The sequence below is a fragment of the Streptomyces sp. NPDC045899 genome, assembly GCF_056431485.1.
Genome location: NZ_JBWKKP010000002.1, coordinates 135,316 through 150,413, shown reverse-complemented (window position 1 = coordinate 150,413; position 15,098 = coordinate 135,316). Strand labels below are relative to the sequence as shown.

Here is a 15,098-nt window from a genome sequence, read left to right as displayed (position 1 = left end):
AAGTATGCCCACGCGTCACGACATCCGTAACGTCGCCATCGTCGCCCACGTCGACCACGGCAAGACGACCCTGGTCGACGCCATGCTCAAGCAGGCCGGCGCGTTCGCCGCCCACCAGCAGGTGGACGACCGGGTGATGGACTCCAACGACCTGGAGCGCGAGAAGGGGATCACCATTCTCGCCAAGAACACCGCCGTGAAGTACCACCCGGCGGACGGCGGGGACCCCGTCACCATCAACATCATCGACACCCCCGGCCACGCCGACTTCGGCGGTGAGGTCGAGCGCGGCCTGTCCATGGTCGACGCCGTGGTCCTGCTGGTGGACGCCTCCGAGGGCCCGCTGCCGCAGACCCGCTTCGTGCTGCGCAAGGCCCTCCAGGCCAAGCTGCCCGTCATCCTGTGCATCAACAAGACGGACCGCCCGGACTCCCGGATCGACGCCGTGGTCAACGAGGCGTACGACCTCTTCCTGGACCTGGACGCGACCGAGGAGCAGATCGAGTTCCCGATCGTCTACGCCTGCGCCCGGGACGGCGTGGCCTCGCTGAACAAGCCCGAGGACGGCACCGTCCCGGCCGACAGCGACAACCTCCAGCCCTTCTTCACCACTCTGCTGGAGACCGTCCCGGCGCCCGAGTACGACGCCGCCGCGCCGCTCCAGGCCCATGTCACCAACCTGGACGCGGACAACTTCCTCGGCCGTATCGCGCTGCTCCGCGTCGAGCAGGGCGAGCTGAAGAAGGGGCAGACGGTCGCCTGGATCAAGCGGGACGGCTCGATCGCCAACGTCCGCATCACCGAGCTGATGATGACCGAGGCGCTCACCCGCAAGCCCGCCGAGGTGGCCGGGCCCGGTGACATCTGCGCCGTCGCGGGTATCCCGGACATCATGATCGGCGAGACGCTGGCCGATCCGGAGAACCCGATCGCGCTGCCGCTGATCACCGTGGACGAGCCCGCGATCTCGATGACCATCGGCACCAACTCCTCGCCGCTGGTCGGCCGTGGCCCCGGTGGCAAGGGCGCCGACAAGTCGGCCGTGAAGGACCGCAAGGTCACCGCCCGGCTGGTCAAGGACCGGCTGGACCGCGAGCTGATCGGTAACGTCTCGCTGCGGGTGCTCCCCACCGACCGCCCGGACGCCTGGGAGGTGCAGGGCCGCGGTGAGCTGGCGCTGGCCATCCTGGTGGAGACCATGCGCCGGGAGGGCTTCGAGCTGACCGTCGGCAAGCCGCAGGTGGTCACCCGGGAGATCGAGGGCAAGGTCCACGAGCCGGTCGAGCGCATCACCATCGATGTGCCCGAGGAGCACATGGGCGCGGTCACCCAGCTGATGGGCACCCGCAAGGGCCGGATGGACAACATGTCCAACCACGGCTCCGGCTGGGTGCGGATGGAGTTCGTCGTCCCGTCCCGCGGTCTGATCGGCTTCCGTACCGAGTTCCTGACCCAGACCCGCGGCACCGGTATCGCCCACTCCATCCACGAGGGCCACGAGCCGTGGTTCGGCGAGCTCAAGACCCGGAACAACGGCTCCCTGGTGGCGGACCGCTCGGGCGCCGTGACCGCCTTCGCGATGATCAACCTCCAGGAGCGCGGCGTGCTGTTCGTCTCGCCGGGCACCGAGGTCTACGAGGGCATGATCGTCGGTGAGAACTCCCGCACCGACGACATGGACGTGAACATCACCAAGGAGAAGAAGCTCACCAACATGCGGTCCTCCACCGCGGATGTGACCGAGTCCCTGGTGCCGCCGCGGATGCTCTCCCTGGAGCAGTCCCTGGAGTTCTGCCGCGACGACGAGTGCGTCGAGGTGACCCCGGAGACGGTGCGCATCCGCAAGGTGGTGCTGGACGCCAAGGAGCGCGGCCGCGCCGCCTCCCGCGCCAAGCGCTGACGCGTACGCGGGCGCCCGTCACCCAGCGTGAGCGCTGGGTGGGTGCGTCCGTGAATCCGCCGGGCAGCCCGGACTCCCTCAGCCGTGAGGGGTCCGGGCTGCTGGCATGTCAGGAAGGTGTCGGTCAACAAGTTATCCGGGGGAAGGCGTCCGGATATCGGCCAGAGGGCTCCGCATGATGTGTTAACAGTCCGTTTCGCGTGTGTCTGTCAGTGGCGCTTTTGTCCGGATTTTGAAGCTCCGCGCGTAGATGATGTGACCAAAGCGAGACCCATAAGGTGTGGTTTACGGGGCGAGCGTGCTCAATCATGGGGTCCATTGAGCTCGGGTCAATGGGTCACACGCTGTGGGGAGCGCGGGCCTACGAGCACATCTGGGGGGTTCCGGACCCTTTCGCTGTCAGGGGTGTCAGCGTGCTTTCCGGACACCCCCTCTCGTAGTGGCAGAGGACTCCTGAGGAGGCATACCCATGCGCGGTGCCAAGAGCGCCAAGTGGGTCGCACTGGCGGCGGTTGTGGCACTGGCCGCCACCGCCTGTGGCGGCGGCGACAGTGACAGCGGCGACAATGACATGAACAAGGGGACGGTGGACCCGAAGGGGATCCTGACCGCCCAGTTGGGCGAGCCGCAGAACCCGCTGCAGCCGGCAAACGCCAAGGAGAGCCAGGGCAGCCGTGTCCTGAGGACCGTCTTCTCCCAGCTCGTGGACTACGAGCGGGGCACCGGCAAGCTCCAGTACATCAATGCCGAGTCCGTGACTCCCAACAAGGACTCCTCCGTCTGGACCGTCAAGCTCAAGCCGGGCTGGAAGTTCCACAACGGTGAGGCCGTGACCTCCAAGTCCTATGTGGACGCGTGGAACTGGTCGGCCAACGTCAAGAACAACCAGACCAACTCCAGCTGGTTCTCGGACATCAAGGGCTACGAGGACGTCCACCCTGAGAAGGGCAAGCCCAAGGCCGACAAGATGTCCGGCCTCAAGATCGTCAATGACAACGAGTTCAAGATCGAGCTCTCCAGCTCGGTCTCGTACTTCTCCTACAAGCTGGGCTACGACGTGTGGTCGCCGCTGCCCAGCGGTTTCTTCAAGGACCCCAAGGGCTACGGCGAGAAGCCGATCGGCAACGGTCCCTACAAGTTCGTCTCCTGGGACCACAAGAAGCTGATCAAGGTCCGTAAGTACGATGACTACCAGGGCCCGAACAAGGCCAAGAACGGTGGCATCGACTTCAAGAACTACACCACCGCCGACGCCGCCTACTCGGACCTGCGGTCGAACAACCTCGACTGGATCGAGCAGGTTCCGACCACCGCGCTGACCAACTACAAGTCGGACCTGGGCAAGCGCGCGATTGACGAGGAGTACTCGGCGGTCCAGTCGATCGTCCCGGCCTTCTACACCGACCAGTTCAAGGACATCGACCCCAAGGTCATCCAGGGTCTGTCCATGGCGATCGACCGTGCCACCATCACCAAGACGGTGCTGCACGGCTCGCGTACCCCGGCCGACAGCTTCGTCGCCCGCGGTGTGCTGGGTTACAAGGCCGGTGCGCTGAAGGACCAGGTCTCCTACGACCCGAAGAAGGCCAAGGCCCTCATCAAGGAGGGTGGCGGCGTCCCGGGCAACAAGATCTCCATCCAGTTCAACGCCGACCAGGACCACAAGCCCTGGGTCGACGCGGTCTGCAACAGCATCCGCAAGGCCACCGGTGTCGACTGCGTGGGCGACTCCAAGCCCGACTTCCAGGCCGACCTGAACGCGCGTGACAAGCACCAGGTCAAGTCCATGTACCGCGGTGGCTGGGTGCTCGACTACCCGGTCAACTCCAACTTCATGAGGGACCTGTACGGCTCCAAGGCCGCGGGTAACACCAGCGGTTACGCGAACGACAAGTTCGACAAGCTCTCCACCAAGGCCGACAAGGCTCCCACCCTGGACGAGACAGTGAAGCTCTACCAGGAGGCGGAGCAGGTCCTCGCCAACGACATGCCGGCGATCCCGCTGTGGTTCTACAAGGTCAACAGCGGCCAGTCCAACAAGATCCTGGGGAAGATTCCCTACGGTCAGGACGGCGACCCGATCTTCACCGACGTTCAGGTGAAGAAGAAGTAATTACCGGGACCGCCGGCCGGTGCCGCCGCATCCTCTCTCCGGGGAGCGCGGCGGCACCGGCCGCAGGCGTGAGGCCCGCGACCCCTCTCCCCCCACCCCCGTGGAGCAGATGAGCCGTGGCCTCCGCCACCCCCCAACGGCATGGAGGCATGATGGGGCGCTACGTCGCCAGGCGACTGCTCCAGATGATCCCGGTCTTCATCGGGACCACTCTGTTGATTTTCCTCATGGTCCACGTTCTGCCCGGTGACCCCATCCGGGCGATGTGGGGAGACAAGGCCGCCGACCCGGCTCAGGTCGCGGCCCTGCGCCATGAGTTCGGGCTCGACCAGCCCTTGTGGAAGCAATACATCGACTACATGGCCGATCTCTTCCAGGGAGACTTCGGCAAGACCTTCGGCGGCCGCGAGGTCTCCGAGGAAATGAACATGGCCTTCCCGGTGACCCTCCGTCTCGCGGCGGTGGCCCTCACCATCGAGATGATCATCGGCATCGGGCTGGGTGCCTGGGCCGGTCTCAAGGCGGGCAAGGCCGTCGACACCGGCGTGCTGATCTTCACGCTGATCGTCATCTCGATGCCTGTCTTCGTGATGGGCTACCTCGCGCGGTTCATCTTCGCCGATGAACTCGGCTGGCTGCCGCCCAACGTCCAGGACTCGGAGGACCTCCAGCAGCTGCTGCTGCCGGGCTTCGTCCTCGCGATGCTGTCGCTGGCGTATGTGGCCCGGCTGACCCGGACCACCTTCGCGGAGAACCTGCGCGCCGACTACATGCGCACCGCGCTGGCCAAGGGCCTGCCGCGGCGCCGGATCGTCGGTGTCCACCTGCTGCGCAACTCGCTGATCCCGGTGATCACCTTCCTCGGCACCGACATCGGCACGCTCGTCGGCGGTGCGGTCGTCACCGAGGGCATCTTCAACGTCCAAGGCGTCGGCAACCTGCTGTTCAAGGCGCTCGGACAGCGGGAGGGGACCACGATCGTCGGTGTGGTGACGATCCTGGTCCTCGTCATCCTGCTGATCAACCTGCTCGTCGACCTGCTGTACGCGGTCCTGGACCCGAGGATTCGATATGTCTGAGCCGACGACAGGCACCGGACTCGCTCTCGGTGGCCCCCCTTCCCACGCCGACGCGGCGGCGGTCGGCACGGGTCTTCCGAAGAAGGACTCCGGTCCCGGGAAGCCCCGCTCGCTGTGGGGAGACGCCTGGTACGAGCTGCGCCACCGGCCGCTGTTCTGGGTCTCGGCGGTGCTGCTCACGCTTCTCCTGGTCATCGCGGCGTTCCCCGGTCTCTTCACCGGTGCCGACCCGCGCGACGGAGATCTGACCAACCACTTCCTGACCAAGCCGGAGCTGACGCACTTCTTCCAGGCCGACTGGTTCGGCTACGACGTGCAGGGCCGCTCCATCTACGCCCGCGTCATCTACGGCACCCGCGCCTCGATCATGGTCGGCGTCGGAGTGACGGTGCTGGTCACCCTCTTCGGCGGCCTGGTGGGCATGCTGGCCGGATACTTCGGCGGCTGGGTCGACTCGATCGTCTCCCGCCTCGTCGACATCTTCTTCGGTCTGCCGTTCCTGCTCGGCGCGATGGTCGTGCTGAACGCGTTCACCGAGCGCAAGGTCTACGTGGTGATCGCGGCGCTGGCCTTCCTGGGCTGGACCACCATCGCCCGGGTGATGCGCAGTTCGGTGATCACGGCCAAGCAGGCGGACTACGTCACCGCGGCGCGCGCCCTCGGCGCGGGCACCACCCGGATCCTGTTCCGGCACGTACTGCCCAACGCGCTCGCGCCCACCATCGTGGTCGCGACCATCGCGCTCGGCGCCTACATCTCCGCCGAGGCCACGCTGTCGTTCCTGGGTCTCGGCCTCGCCGACCCGACGATCTCGTGGGGCATCGACATCTCCGACGCCAAGGACGCCATCCGGGACAACCCGCATGTGATGCTCTTCCCGGCCGGGATGCTGAGCCTGACCGTGTTCGCATTCATCACGCTCGGCGACGCGGTGCGCGACGCCCTCGACCCCAAGCTGCGCTGAGGAGGGCGTACGTGACCACCATCGAGAAGACCACGAGCGCCACCTCCCGTGTGGAGGAGAGCGACGACGGCACCCCGCTGCTGGAAGTCCGCGACCTGCACGTGGAGTTCCACACCCGGGAGGGCCTGGCCAAGGCCGTCAACGGTGTCAACTACAGTGTCCGCGCCGGTGAGACGCTCGCCGTGCTCGGCGAGTCCGGCTCCGGCAAGTCGGTGACCGCCCAGGCCATCATGGGCATCCTGGACATGCCGCCCGGGAAGATCCCGCAGGGCCAGATCCTGTACCGCGGCGAGGACATGCTCACCATGTCCAACGAGGAGCGCAGGAAGATCCGCGGCCGGAAGATCGCCATGATCTTCCAGGACGCGCTCTCGGCCCTCAACCCGGTGCTCTCCGTGGGCTACCAGCTGGGCGAGATGTTCCGCGTCCACCAGGGGCTGTCCAAGAAGGAGGCCAAGGCCAAGGCCATCGAGCTGATGGACCGGGTCCGCATCCCCGCGGCGAAGGAGCGGGTGGGCGACTACCCGCACCAGTTCTCCGGCGGTATGCGCCAGCGCATCATGATCGCCATGGCACTGGCCCTGGAGCCGGACCTGATCATCGCGGACGAGCCCACCACCGCGCTGGACGTCACGGTCCAGGCCCAGGTGATGGATCTGCTCGCCGAGCTCCAGCGCGAGTACAACATGGGTCTTGTCCTGATCACCCATGACCTCGGTGTGGTGGCGGACGTCGCCGACAAGATCGCGGTGATGTACGCCGGCCGCATCGTGGAGACCGCGCCGGTGCACGAGCTCTACAAGCGCCCGGCCCACCCCTACACCCGGGGTCTGCTGGACTCCATCCCGCGTCTCGACCGCAAGGGCCAGGAGCTCTACGCGATCAAGGGTCTGCCGCCCAACCTGCTCAAGATTCCCTCGGGCTGCGCCTTCAACCCGCGCTGCCCCAAGGCGGAGGACATCTGCGGCACCGAGATCCCGGTCCTGCACCAGGTCACCGAGCGGGACGGCACGGAGCTGCCGGGGCGCGGCAGCGCGTGCCACTTCTGGAAGGAGACGCTCCATGGCTGAGATCGAGAAGAAAGCGGCCGTGGACCGGTCCGACGACATCCAGGACGCCACCCCCAATGTCACGGAGGTGGAGACGGTCGACGCGGCCACCGAAGAGGCGGCCGTGGAGGCCATCGAGGCGCCGGTCGAGCGCGGTGAACCGATCCTCCAGGTGCGCAATCTGGTCAAGCACTTCCCGCTGACCCAGGGCATCCTGTTCAAGCGGCAGATCGGCGCGGTCAAGGCGGTCGACGGGATCTCCTTCGACCTCTACCAGGGCGAGACCCTGGGCATCGTGGGCGAGTCCGGCTGTGGCAAGTCCACCGTCGCCAAGCTGCTGATGACCCTGGAGACCGCCACCGCCGGTGAGGTCTTCTACAAGGGCCAGGACATCACCAGGCTGTCCGGCCGCGCGCTGCGCGCGGTGCGCCGCAACATCCAGATGGTCTTCCAGGACCCGTACACCTCGCTGAACCCCCGGATGACGGTGGGCGACATCATCGGCGAGCCGTACGAGATCCACCCGGAGGTCGCGCCCAAGGGCGACCGCCGGCGGAAGGTCCAGGAACTGCTGGACGTCGTGGGTCTGAACCCGGAGTACATCAACCGCTATCCGCACCAGTTCTCCGGCGGTCAGCGGCAGCGCATCGGGATAGCGCGCGGTCTCGCGCTCAACCCCGAGATCATCATCTGTGACGAGCCGGTCTCGGCCCTGGACGTCTCGGTCCAGGCGCAGGTGATCAACCTGATGGAGAAGCTCCAGGACGAGTTCAACCTGTCCTACGTCTTCATCGCGCACGACCTGTCCATCGTCCGGCACATCTCCGACCGGGTCGGTGTGATGTACCTGGGCAAGATGGCGGAGATCGGCACCGACACCGAGATCTACGACCACCCGACGCACCCCTACACCCAGGCGCTGCTGTCGGCGGTCCCGGTCCCGGACCCGGAGTCCCGTGAGGGCCGGGAGCGGATCATCCTCGCGGGTGATGTGCCCTCCCCGGCCAACCCGCCGTCCGGCTGCCGCTTCCGCACCCGCTGCTGGAAGGCGGAGGACAGGTGCGCCAAGGAGGTGCCGCTGCTCGCCGTCCCGGAGCGGTTCGCGGGCAGTGACACCCCGGCCGCGCACGAGTCGGCCTGCCACTTCGCCGAGGAGAAGGACGTCGTGCACGCCTGATCGCCGGGCACGCCTGATCCACGCCGAGCGACACCCCGCGAGGGCGTCCGGACCACCTGGTCCGGGCGCCCTCGCGTCGTCCGGGTGACACCCCGGACCCCGGTCTCCTCGGGCGGTGCCACGGACAGCCGCGGTGGAGGTGCGACCCGCCCGGGCCTGGGATGCCATAGGGGCCTATAGCGGATCTTGGACCGGTCCTCGGGAGGCGCCATGCGCACCGCACCGCACCGCAGCCCCATCCGTCGCACGCTGAGCACCGGATGTGCCGGCGCCCTGGTGGGCGTGGTCGCGCTGTCCGCCACGGCCTGCGGCGGGAGTGACAGTGGCGGCTCCGGCTCGGGGATCATCCGCTCCTCCTGGGGCGACCCGCCCAACCCCCTGGAACCGGCGAACACCAATGAGGTCCAGGGCGGCAAGGTGCTGGACATGATCTTCCGCGGGCTGAAGACCTACGACCCGGAGACGGGTGAGGCCAAGGACGCGCTCGCGGACCGGATCACCACCTCCGACCAGCGCAACTACACCGTCACCATCAGACGGGGCCATCGCTTCGCCAACGGCGAGAAGGTGACCGCCCGGTCCTTCGTGGACGCGTGGAACTACGGTGCGCTGCTCGACAACAAGCAGCGCAACGCCTACTTCTTCGAGTACATCGAGGGGTACGACAAGGTCCACCCCGTCTCCGGCAGCCCCACCGCGAGAACCCTCTCCGGGCTGCGGGTCAAGGACGACCGCACCTTCACCGTGCGGCTCACCCAGAAGTTCTCCACCTGGCCCAAGACGCTCGGCTACAACGCCTACGTACCGCTGCCCCGCGCGTTCTTCACCCACCACGCCGCCTGGCTGAAGCGCCCCGTCGGCAACGGACCGTACGAGGTGGCGTCCTACTCCAAGGGCGCGGTGATGAAACTGCGCACCCGGGACGACTACAAGGGCCCCGACAAGCCCCGGAACAAGGGCGTCGACCTGCGCGTCTACACCGACTCCAACACCGCCTACACCGATCTCCAGGCGGGCAACCTGGACCTGGTGGACGATGTCCCGGCGCAGCAGCTGAAGTTCGTCCGCGCCGACCTCGGCAACCGCTACATCAACCAGCCCGCCGGGATCATCCAGACCCTCACCTTCCCGATGTACGACAGCGCCTGGCGCGGCCCCGCCAAGGCCAAGCTGCGGCGCGGCATCTCGATGGCGATCAACCGGAAGCAGATCACCGAGCGGATCTTCCGCAACACCCGTACCCCCGCCTCCGACTGGACCTCCCCGGTGCTGCGCCGTGAGGGCGGCTACCGGCCGGGGCTGTGCGGGAACGCCTGCGCCTACGATCCGGCGCGCGCCCGGAAGCTGATCGAGGCGGCGGGCGGACTGCCCGGCGGCCGGATGACCATCACGTACAACGCGGACACCGGCTCCCACAAGGACTGGGTGGACGCGGTGTGCAACAGCGTCAACGCCACGCTGCACAGCGACCGGGCGTGCGTCGGCAGGCCGGTCGGCACCTTCGCCGACTACCGCAACAAGATGGCCGGGAAGCAGATGACCGGGCCGTTCCGGGCGGGCTGGCAGATGGACTACCCGCTGATCCAGAACTTCCTCCAGCCGCTGTACTACACCGGCGCCTCCTCCAACGACGGCCACTGGAGCGACCCCGCCTTCGACAAGCTGGTCAACCAGGCCAACGCGGCCTCCGCCACCGGCGCCGCCGTGACCTCGTTCCAGGACGCGGAGAAGATCCTCGCCGAGCAGATGCCCGCCATTCCGCTGTGGTACCAGAACGGCAGCGCGGGCTACTCGGAGCGGCTGAGCGATGTGGTCCTCAACCAGTTCAGCGTCCCGGTCTACCACCAGATCGAGGTCAGCTGAGGATGGGCCGCTATGTGCTGCGGCGGGTGCTGCAGATGGTCCCGGTGTTCATCGGCAGCACCTTCCTGATCTTCTTCATGGTCTATGCGCTCGGCGACCCGGTGGCCGCGCTCTTCGGCGACAAGGCGCCCGACCCGGCCACCGCCGCCCGTATCCGCGAGGACCTCTACCTCGACGAACCGCTGTGGAGCCAGTACGTCCACTACATGGGGCAGGTGTTCAGCGGGGACTTCGGCACCGCCTTCAACGGGCAGCCGGTCACCGAGCTGATGGCCGGGGCCTTTCCGGTCACCCTGCGGCTGACCGTGGTGGCCGTGGTGTTCGAGATGGCGCTCGGCGTCACCCTCGGCGTCCTCAGCGGACTGCGCCGCGGCCGGGGGCTGGACACCTCGGTGCTGCTGCTCACCCTGGTCGTGGTCTCCATCCCGACCTTCGTCAGCGGCACCGTGCTCCAGTACCTGTTCGGGGTGGAGTGGGGGCTGGCCCGGCCGTCGGTGTCGCCGGAGGCGCCGTTCGCCCAACTGCTGCTGCCCGGTGTGGTGCTGGGGCTGGTCTCGCTCGCGTACACCACCCGGCTCACCCGCACCTCCGTGGTGGAGAACGCCCGCGCCGACTATGTGCGCACCGCCGTCGCCAAGGGGCTGCCCCGCCACCGGATCGTCACCCGCCATCTGCTGCGCAACTCGCTGATCCCGGTGGTGACCTTCCTCGGCACCGATATCGGCGCGCTGATGGGTGGGGCCATCGTCACCGAGCGGATCTTCAACATCCATGGTGTGGGCTACCAGCTCTACCAGGGCATCCTGCGCCAGAACTCACCGACCGTGGTCGGCTTCGTCACCATCCTGGTGATCGTCTTCCTGCTCGCCAATCTCCTTGTCGACCTCCTCTACGCCGTGCTCGACCCGAGGATCCGCTATGCCTGAGCCCTATGAGACGCAGCTCGACATGACCGAGGCGCTCGCGCCGGCCGCGGGCGGCGGCGGACCGATGGCCGCCTCCGGCACCGACGCCCTCCGGGGCGGCGGACCGCCGCGCACCCGGCGGCGGCTGCCCTGGCGCCGCCCGATCCGGACCGGCGGTCTCCCCGGTGGCCGCGGGCTGTGGTCGGACGCCTGGCACGACCTGCGCCGCAACCCGGTCTTCATCGTCTCCGCGCTGGTGATCCTCTTCCTGGTCACCATCGCCATCTGGCCGCAGGCGATCGCCGACGGCAATCCGTACCAGGGCAACCTGGCCAAGGCGCAGGAGGGTCCCGCGCCCGGCCACCCCTTCGGCTACGACCTCCAGGGCCGCGACGTCTACACCCGCACCGTCTACGGCGCCCGCGCCTCCATCACCGTCGGGATCTGCGCCACCGCCGGGGCCGCCCTGCTCGGCAGTGTGCTCGGCGGACTCGCCGGATTCTTCGGCGGCTGGTGGGACGCGCTGCTCTCCCGGCTGGCCGATGTCTTCTTCGGCATCCCGATCCTGCTCGGCGGACTGGTCTTCCTGTCCGTGGTGACGAGCGGTTCGGTCTGGCCGGTGGTCGGCTTCATCGTGCTGCTGGGCTGGCCGCAGATCTCCCGGATCGCCCGCGGTTCGGTCGTCACCGTCAAACAGCACGACTTCGTCCAGGCGGCGCGTGCTCTGGGGGCGGGCAGCGGCCGGACCCTGCTGCGCCATATCGCGCCCAACGCGGTCGCCCCGGTCATCGTGGTGGCGACCATCGCGCTGGGCACCTACATCGCCCTGGAGGCGACGCTGTCCTTCCTCGGGGTGGGGCTCAAACCGCCCACCGTCTCCTGGGGGATCGACATCTCCTCCGCCTCCGCCCAGATCCGTAACGCCCCGCACATGCTGCTGTGGCCCGCGGGCGCGCTGAGCGTCACCGTCCTCGCCTTCATCATGCTCGGTGACGCGGTGCGCGACGCCCTGGACCCCCGCTTGCGCTGAGGAGTTCTCACCCCGCCCGAGGAGCCATCGTGACCCAGCTGCTGGACGTACGAGACCTCCGGGTCGAATTCCGCACCCGGGACGGCGTCGCCGAGGCCCTCGGCGGAGTCAGCTACGCCGTGGACGCGGGCCGGACGCTGGCCGTCCTGGGCGAGTCCGGCTCCGGGAAGTCGGTCAGCGCCCAGGCCGTCATGGGCATCCTCGACTCGCCGCCCGCCTCCGTCACCGGCGGTCAGGTCCTCTTCCGCGGCCGGGATCTGCTGACGATGAGTCCGCGGGAGCGGCGTTCGGTACGCGGTGCCGCGATGGCGATGATCTTCCAGGACGCGCTGTCGGCCCTCAACCCGGTGCTGACGGTGGGCGCCCAGCTCGCCGAGATGTACGAGGTGCACCGCGGGATGTCCCGCAAGGATGCCCGCGCGCGGGCGGTCGAGCTGATGGACCGGGTCCGGATCCCCGCGGCGAAGGCCCGGGCCGACGACTACCCCCACCAGTTCTCCGGCGGGATGCGCCAGCGGATCATGATCGCCATGGCGATCGCCCTGGAGCCGGAGCTGATCATCGCCGACGAGCCCACCACCGCACTGGACGTCACCGTCCAGGCCCAGGTCATGGATCTGCTCGACGAGTTGCGCCGTGAGTACGCGATGGGGCTGATCCTGATCACCCATGACCTCGGGGTGGTCGCGGATGTCGCGGACAGCATCGCCGTGATGTACGCCGGGCGGATCATGGAGACCGCGCCGGTCCAGGAGCTCTACCGGCGCCCCGCCCATCCCTACACCCGCGGACTGCTGGACTCCATCCCGCGCGTGGACCACAAGGGCAAGGAGCTCTACGCCATCAAGGGGCTGCCGCCGAGCCTCCTCTCCGTCCCCACCGGCTGCCCGTTCCACCCGCGCTGCCCGCGCGCCCAGGAGATCTGCCGCACCGAACGCCCGCCGCTGTACGAGGTGCCGGACGTGACGGACACCGCCGCGCCCGGACGGGCCAGCGCGTGCCACTTCTGGAAGGACGAACTCGATGCCTGAACAGCCCGCGGAACCGGCCGGATCCGCCGAGTCCGTTCTCGAGGTCCGCGACCTCGCCAAGCTCTATCCGCTCACCCGGGGCGTCCTGGTCAAGCGGCGGATCGGCGCGGTCCGGGCGGTCGACACCGTCTCCTTCGACCTGCGGCGCGGCGAAACCCTGGGCATCGTCGGCGAGTCCGGCTGCGGCAAGTCCACCGTCGCCCGGCTGCTGGTCAACCTGGAGCGGCCGACCGCCGGGGCGATCCGCTACCGCGGCGAGGACATCAGCCGGCTCTCCGGCCGGGCGCTCAGCCACGTCCGGCGCAATATCCAGATGGTCTTCCAGGACCCCTACACCTCGCTCAACCCCCGGATGACGGTCGGTGACATCGTCGGCGAACCCTTCGAGATCCACCCCGAGGCGGCGCCCAAGGGCGACCGGCGCCGCAGGGTCCAGGAACTGCTGGACGTGGTCGGCCTCAACCCCGAGCACATCAACCGCTATCCGCACCAGTTCTCCGGCGGCCAGCGCCAGCGCGTGGGCATCGCCCGGGGACTCGCCCTCCGGCCGGAGGTCATCGTCGCCGACGAGCCGGTCTCCGCGCTCGACGTCTCGGTCCAGGCGCAGGTGGTGAACCTGATGGAGCGGCTCCAGGACGAGTTCGGCCTCTCCTACGTCTTCATCGCCCATGACCTGTCGGTGGTCCGGCACATCTGCGACCGGGTGGCGGTGATGTACCTGGGCCGGTTCGCGGAGACCGGCACCGACACCGAGATCTACGAACACCCCACCCACCCCTACACCCAGGCGCTGCTGTCCGCCGTCCCCGTTCCCGACCCCGGCGCCCGCGCCCGCCGGACCCGCATCCTCCTGTCCGGCGACGTCCCCTCCCCGGCCGATCCGCCCTCCGGCTGCCGCTTCCGCACCCGCTGCTGGAAGGCGCGCGACCGCTGTGCGGTGGACGTACCGGCGCTGGCCGTCCCGGAGGCGTTCCGGGCCGGCGACGGCCCGGTGGCCCACGCCTCCGCCTGCCACTTCGCCGAGGAACGCGTCGCGGTGACCCCGGGGCCCGCCTAGCGCCAGTGCTCCGGGTGGAACCGGACCGGGACGCCCGGGGCGAAGGCGTTGACGGCGGCCTCCAGACGAGCACGGTCGACCCGCCACAGGACCAGCGTCCGGCTCGCCCGGAACACCTCGTAGTCGATATGGGGCGCCAAGGTCGCGGCCGTCACCGCCTTGAGGTTCCGGTTGGGTCCGGGCAACTCCGGTGCGCCCGGCCGCCGTTCGACCCCCACGTACCGCATCGGCGAGGTCCCGGCCGTCGGATGCGCCCACATCACCACGGACTCGATGTCCTGCCACGGCACCCGGGCGGTGTGCTGCCGATGCCGGGCCGGTGCCCCGCCGAGGAGCACCCCGGCCTCGTCCACTCGGAAGGCCACCAGCTTCTGCCAGCCGTACCCCCCGAGGAGCTGGAACGGCGACCGGGTGAAGTGTTCCTCGTACACGGGGGACGCGGCATTCGACATGCCCGCCACCCTAGTGACCGCCCCGGGTGCGATGACTCCCGGCCGGCGGCGGCCGGCGCGGGGCGTCATGAACTACCGTCGTACCTATGGACGATGACCCATCCGTGGAGATCCGGCTCGGCCTCTACGCGACCGACAAGGCCGCCGCCGCACTGGCCGCGGCGTGCGGGCGGGTGTTGGTGGCGCGAGGGGCGGAGCACCGGGTGTCGGTGCTCGGGGCCGGGGAGTCCACGGGCGTCGGTGGTGGGCCGATCGGCGTGTTCCACGAGGACCTCGTGGAGCAGTGGCGGCTGACCCACCCCGGGGCGGACCCCGGGGCGCGGGCCGTGTGGGAGATCCGGGTGGCGCTGGGCCCCGCCGCGGGCGGGGTCGAGGAGGTGCGCGCGGAGCTGGTACGGGTCATCTGCCCGGATCCCGGGCACCGTTCGCCGTGTGAGGTGCCCTGGGCCTCGTACACCGTCGCGTCCACCAGATAGGC

The 15,098-nt window shown here is 68.6% G+C and carries 13 protein-coding genes; 12 read left to right on the top strand and 1 reads right to left on the bottom strand.

The genetic code is table 11. The annotated features are described in order from the left end of the window. The first annotated feature begins 4 nt into the window (after window positions 1–4). From typA to AC07FT_RS03135, 11 genes are all read left to right on the top strand, one after another. Window positions 5–1,900 (top strand): translational GTPase TypA, encoded by a 1,896-nt coding sequence (typA, locus tag AC07FT_RS03185; RefSeq protein WP_471194062.1) that lies wholly within the window; start codon window positions 5–7, stop codon window positions 1,898–1,900. 469 nt (window positions 1,901–2,369) lie between these two features. Further along, window positions 2,370–4,013 (top strand): peptide ABC transporter substrate-binding protein, encoded by a 1,644-nt coding sequence (locus tag AC07FT_RS03180; RefSeq protein ID WP_479173557.1) that lies wholly within the window; start codon window positions 2,370–2,372, stop codon window positions 4,011–4,013. Between the two features lie 152 nt (window positions 4,014–4,165). Continuing rightward, window positions 4,166–5,092: an ABC transporter permease gene (locus AC07FT_RS03175; protein WP_479173555.1), complete on the top strand. Its 927-nt coding sequence runs from the start codon at window positions 4,166–4,168 to the stop codon at window positions 5,090–5,092. Beyond that, entirely contained in the window at window positions 5,085–6,056 is a 972-nt protein-coding gene (locus AC07FT_RS03170) for an ABC transporter permease (protein ID WP_479173553.1), read from the top strand. The genes AC07FT_RS03175 and AC07FT_RS03170 overlap by 8 nt, the downstream gene beginning before the upstream one ends. Before the next feature lie 11 nt (window positions 6,057–6,067). Then, window positions 6,068–7,126: an ABC transporter ATP-binding protein gene (locus tag AC07FT_RS03165; RefSeq protein ID WP_479173551.1), complete on the top strand. Its 1,059-nt coding sequence runs from the start codon at window positions 6,068–6,070 to the stop codon at window positions 7,124–7,126. Continuing rightward, window positions 7,119–8,282, top strand: a complete 1,164-nt coding sequence (locus AC07FT_RS03160; protein WP_435243198.1) for an ABC transporter ATP-binding protein — start codon at window positions 7,119–7,121, stop codon at window positions 8,280–8,282. Before AC07FT_RS03165 ends, AC07FT_RS03160 begins: the two co-directional genes overlap by 8 nt. A gap of 210 nt (window positions 8,283–8,492) precedes the next feature. Beyond that, on the top strand, window positions 8,493–10,145 hold the full coding sequence (locus AC07FT_RS03155) for a peptide ABC transporter substrate-binding protein (protein WP_479173549.1): 1,653 nt from the start codon (window positions 8,493–8,495) through the stop codon (window positions 10,143–10,145). A gap of 2 nt (window positions 10,146–10,147) precedes the next feature. After that, entirely contained in the window at window positions 10,148–11,071 is a 924-nt protein-coding gene (locus AC07FT_RS03150) for an ABC transporter permease (RefSeq protein WP_432039706.1), read from the top strand. Beyond that, window positions 11,064–12,080: an ABC transporter permease gene (locus AC07FT_RS03145; RefSeq protein WP_479173547.1), complete on the top strand. Its 1,017-nt coding sequence runs from the start codon at window positions 11,064–11,066 to the stop codon at window positions 12,078–12,080. The genes AC07FT_RS03150 and AC07FT_RS03145 overlap by 8 nt, the downstream gene beginning before the upstream one ends. Window positions 12,081–12,109: 29 nt before the next feature. Continuing rightward, complete coding sequence (locus AC07FT_RS03140) at window positions 12,110–13,111, top strand: ABC transporter ATP-binding protein (RefSeq protein WP_479173545.1); 1,002 nt, start codon at window positions 12,110–12,112, stop codon at window positions 13,109–13,111. Continuing rightward, window positions 13,104–14,168, top strand: coding sequence for an ABC transporter ATP-binding protein (locus tag AC07FT_RS03135; RefSeq protein ID WP_479173543.1), 1,065 nt, complete (start codon window positions 13,104–13,106; stop codon window positions 14,166–14,168). The genes AC07FT_RS03140 and AC07FT_RS03135 overlap by 8 nt, the downstream gene beginning before the upstream one ends. Here the strand turns inward: AC07FT_RS03135 and AC07FT_RS03130 are convergent. Beyond that, window positions 14,165–14,620, bottom strand: coding sequence for a hypothetical protein (locus tag AC07FT_RS03130; RefSeq protein WP_479173541.1), 456 nt, complete (start codon window positions 14,618–14,620; stop codon window positions 14,165–14,167). The two genes, AC07FT_RS03135 and AC07FT_RS03130, sit on opposite strands and share 4 nt — an antisense overlap. A gap of 86 nt (window positions 14,621–14,706) precedes the next feature. Here AC07FT_RS03130 and AC07FT_RS03125 point away from each other — a divergent pair, with 86 nt between their 5' ends. Beyond that, a complete protein-coding gene (locus tag AC07FT_RS03125) occupies window positions 14,707–15,096 on the top strand; it encodes a hypothetical protein (protein ID WP_479173540.1) in 390 nt (129 codons plus the stop codon). The last annotated feature ends 2 nt before the right edge of the window (window positions 15,097–15,098 follow it).

What these genes read in the sequence shown, in the direction of transcription:
- typA (WP_471194062.1), top strand. Translation starts at nt 5, where the DNA reads ATGCCCACGCGTCACGACATCCGTAACGTCGCCATCGTCGCCCACGTC.
- AC07FT_RS03160 (WP_435243198.1), top strand. Translation starts at nt 7,119, where the DNA reads ATGGCTGAGATCGAGAAGAAAGCGGCCGTGGACCGGTCCGACGACATC.
- AC07FT_RS03130 (WP_479173541.1), bottom strand. Translation starts at nt 14,620, where the DNA reads ATGTCGAATGCCGCGTCCCCCGTGTACGAGGAACACTTCACCCGGTCG.
- AC07FT_RS03135 (WP_479173543.1), top strand. Translation starts at nt 13,104, where the DNA reads ATGCCTGAACAGCCCGCGGAACCGGCCGGATCCGCCGAGTCCGTTCTC.
- AC07FT_RS03155 (WP_479173549.1), top strand. Translation starts at nt 8,493, where the DNA reads ATGCGCACCGCACCGCACCGCAGCCCCATCCGTCGCACGCTGAGCACC.
- AC07FT_RS03125 (WP_479173540.1), top strand. Translation starts at nt 14,707, where the DNA reads ATGGACGATGACCCATCCGTGGAGATCCGGCTCGGCCTCTACGCGACC.
- AC07FT_RS03170 (WP_479173553.1), top strand. Translation starts at nt 5,085, where the DNA reads ATGTCTGAGCCGACGACAGGCACCGGACTCGCTCTCGGTGGCCCCCCT.
- AC07FT_RS03180 (WP_479173557.1), top strand. Translation starts at nt 2,370, where the DNA reads ATGCGCGGTGCCAAGAGCGCCAAGTGGGTCGCACTGGCGGCGGTTGTG.
- AC07FT_RS03145 (WP_479173547.1), top strand. Translation starts at nt 11,064, where the DNA reads ATGCCTGAGCCCTATGAGACGCAGCTCGACATGACCGAGGCGCTCGCG.
- AC07FT_RS03150 (WP_432039706.1), top strand. Translation starts at nt 10,148, where the DNA reads ATGGGCCGCTATGTGCTGCGGCGGGTGCTGCAGATGGTCCCGGTGTTC.
- AC07FT_RS03175 (WP_479173555.1), top strand. Translation starts at nt 4,166, where the DNA reads ATGGGGCGCTACGTCGCCAGGCGACTGCTCCAGATGATCCCGGTCTTC.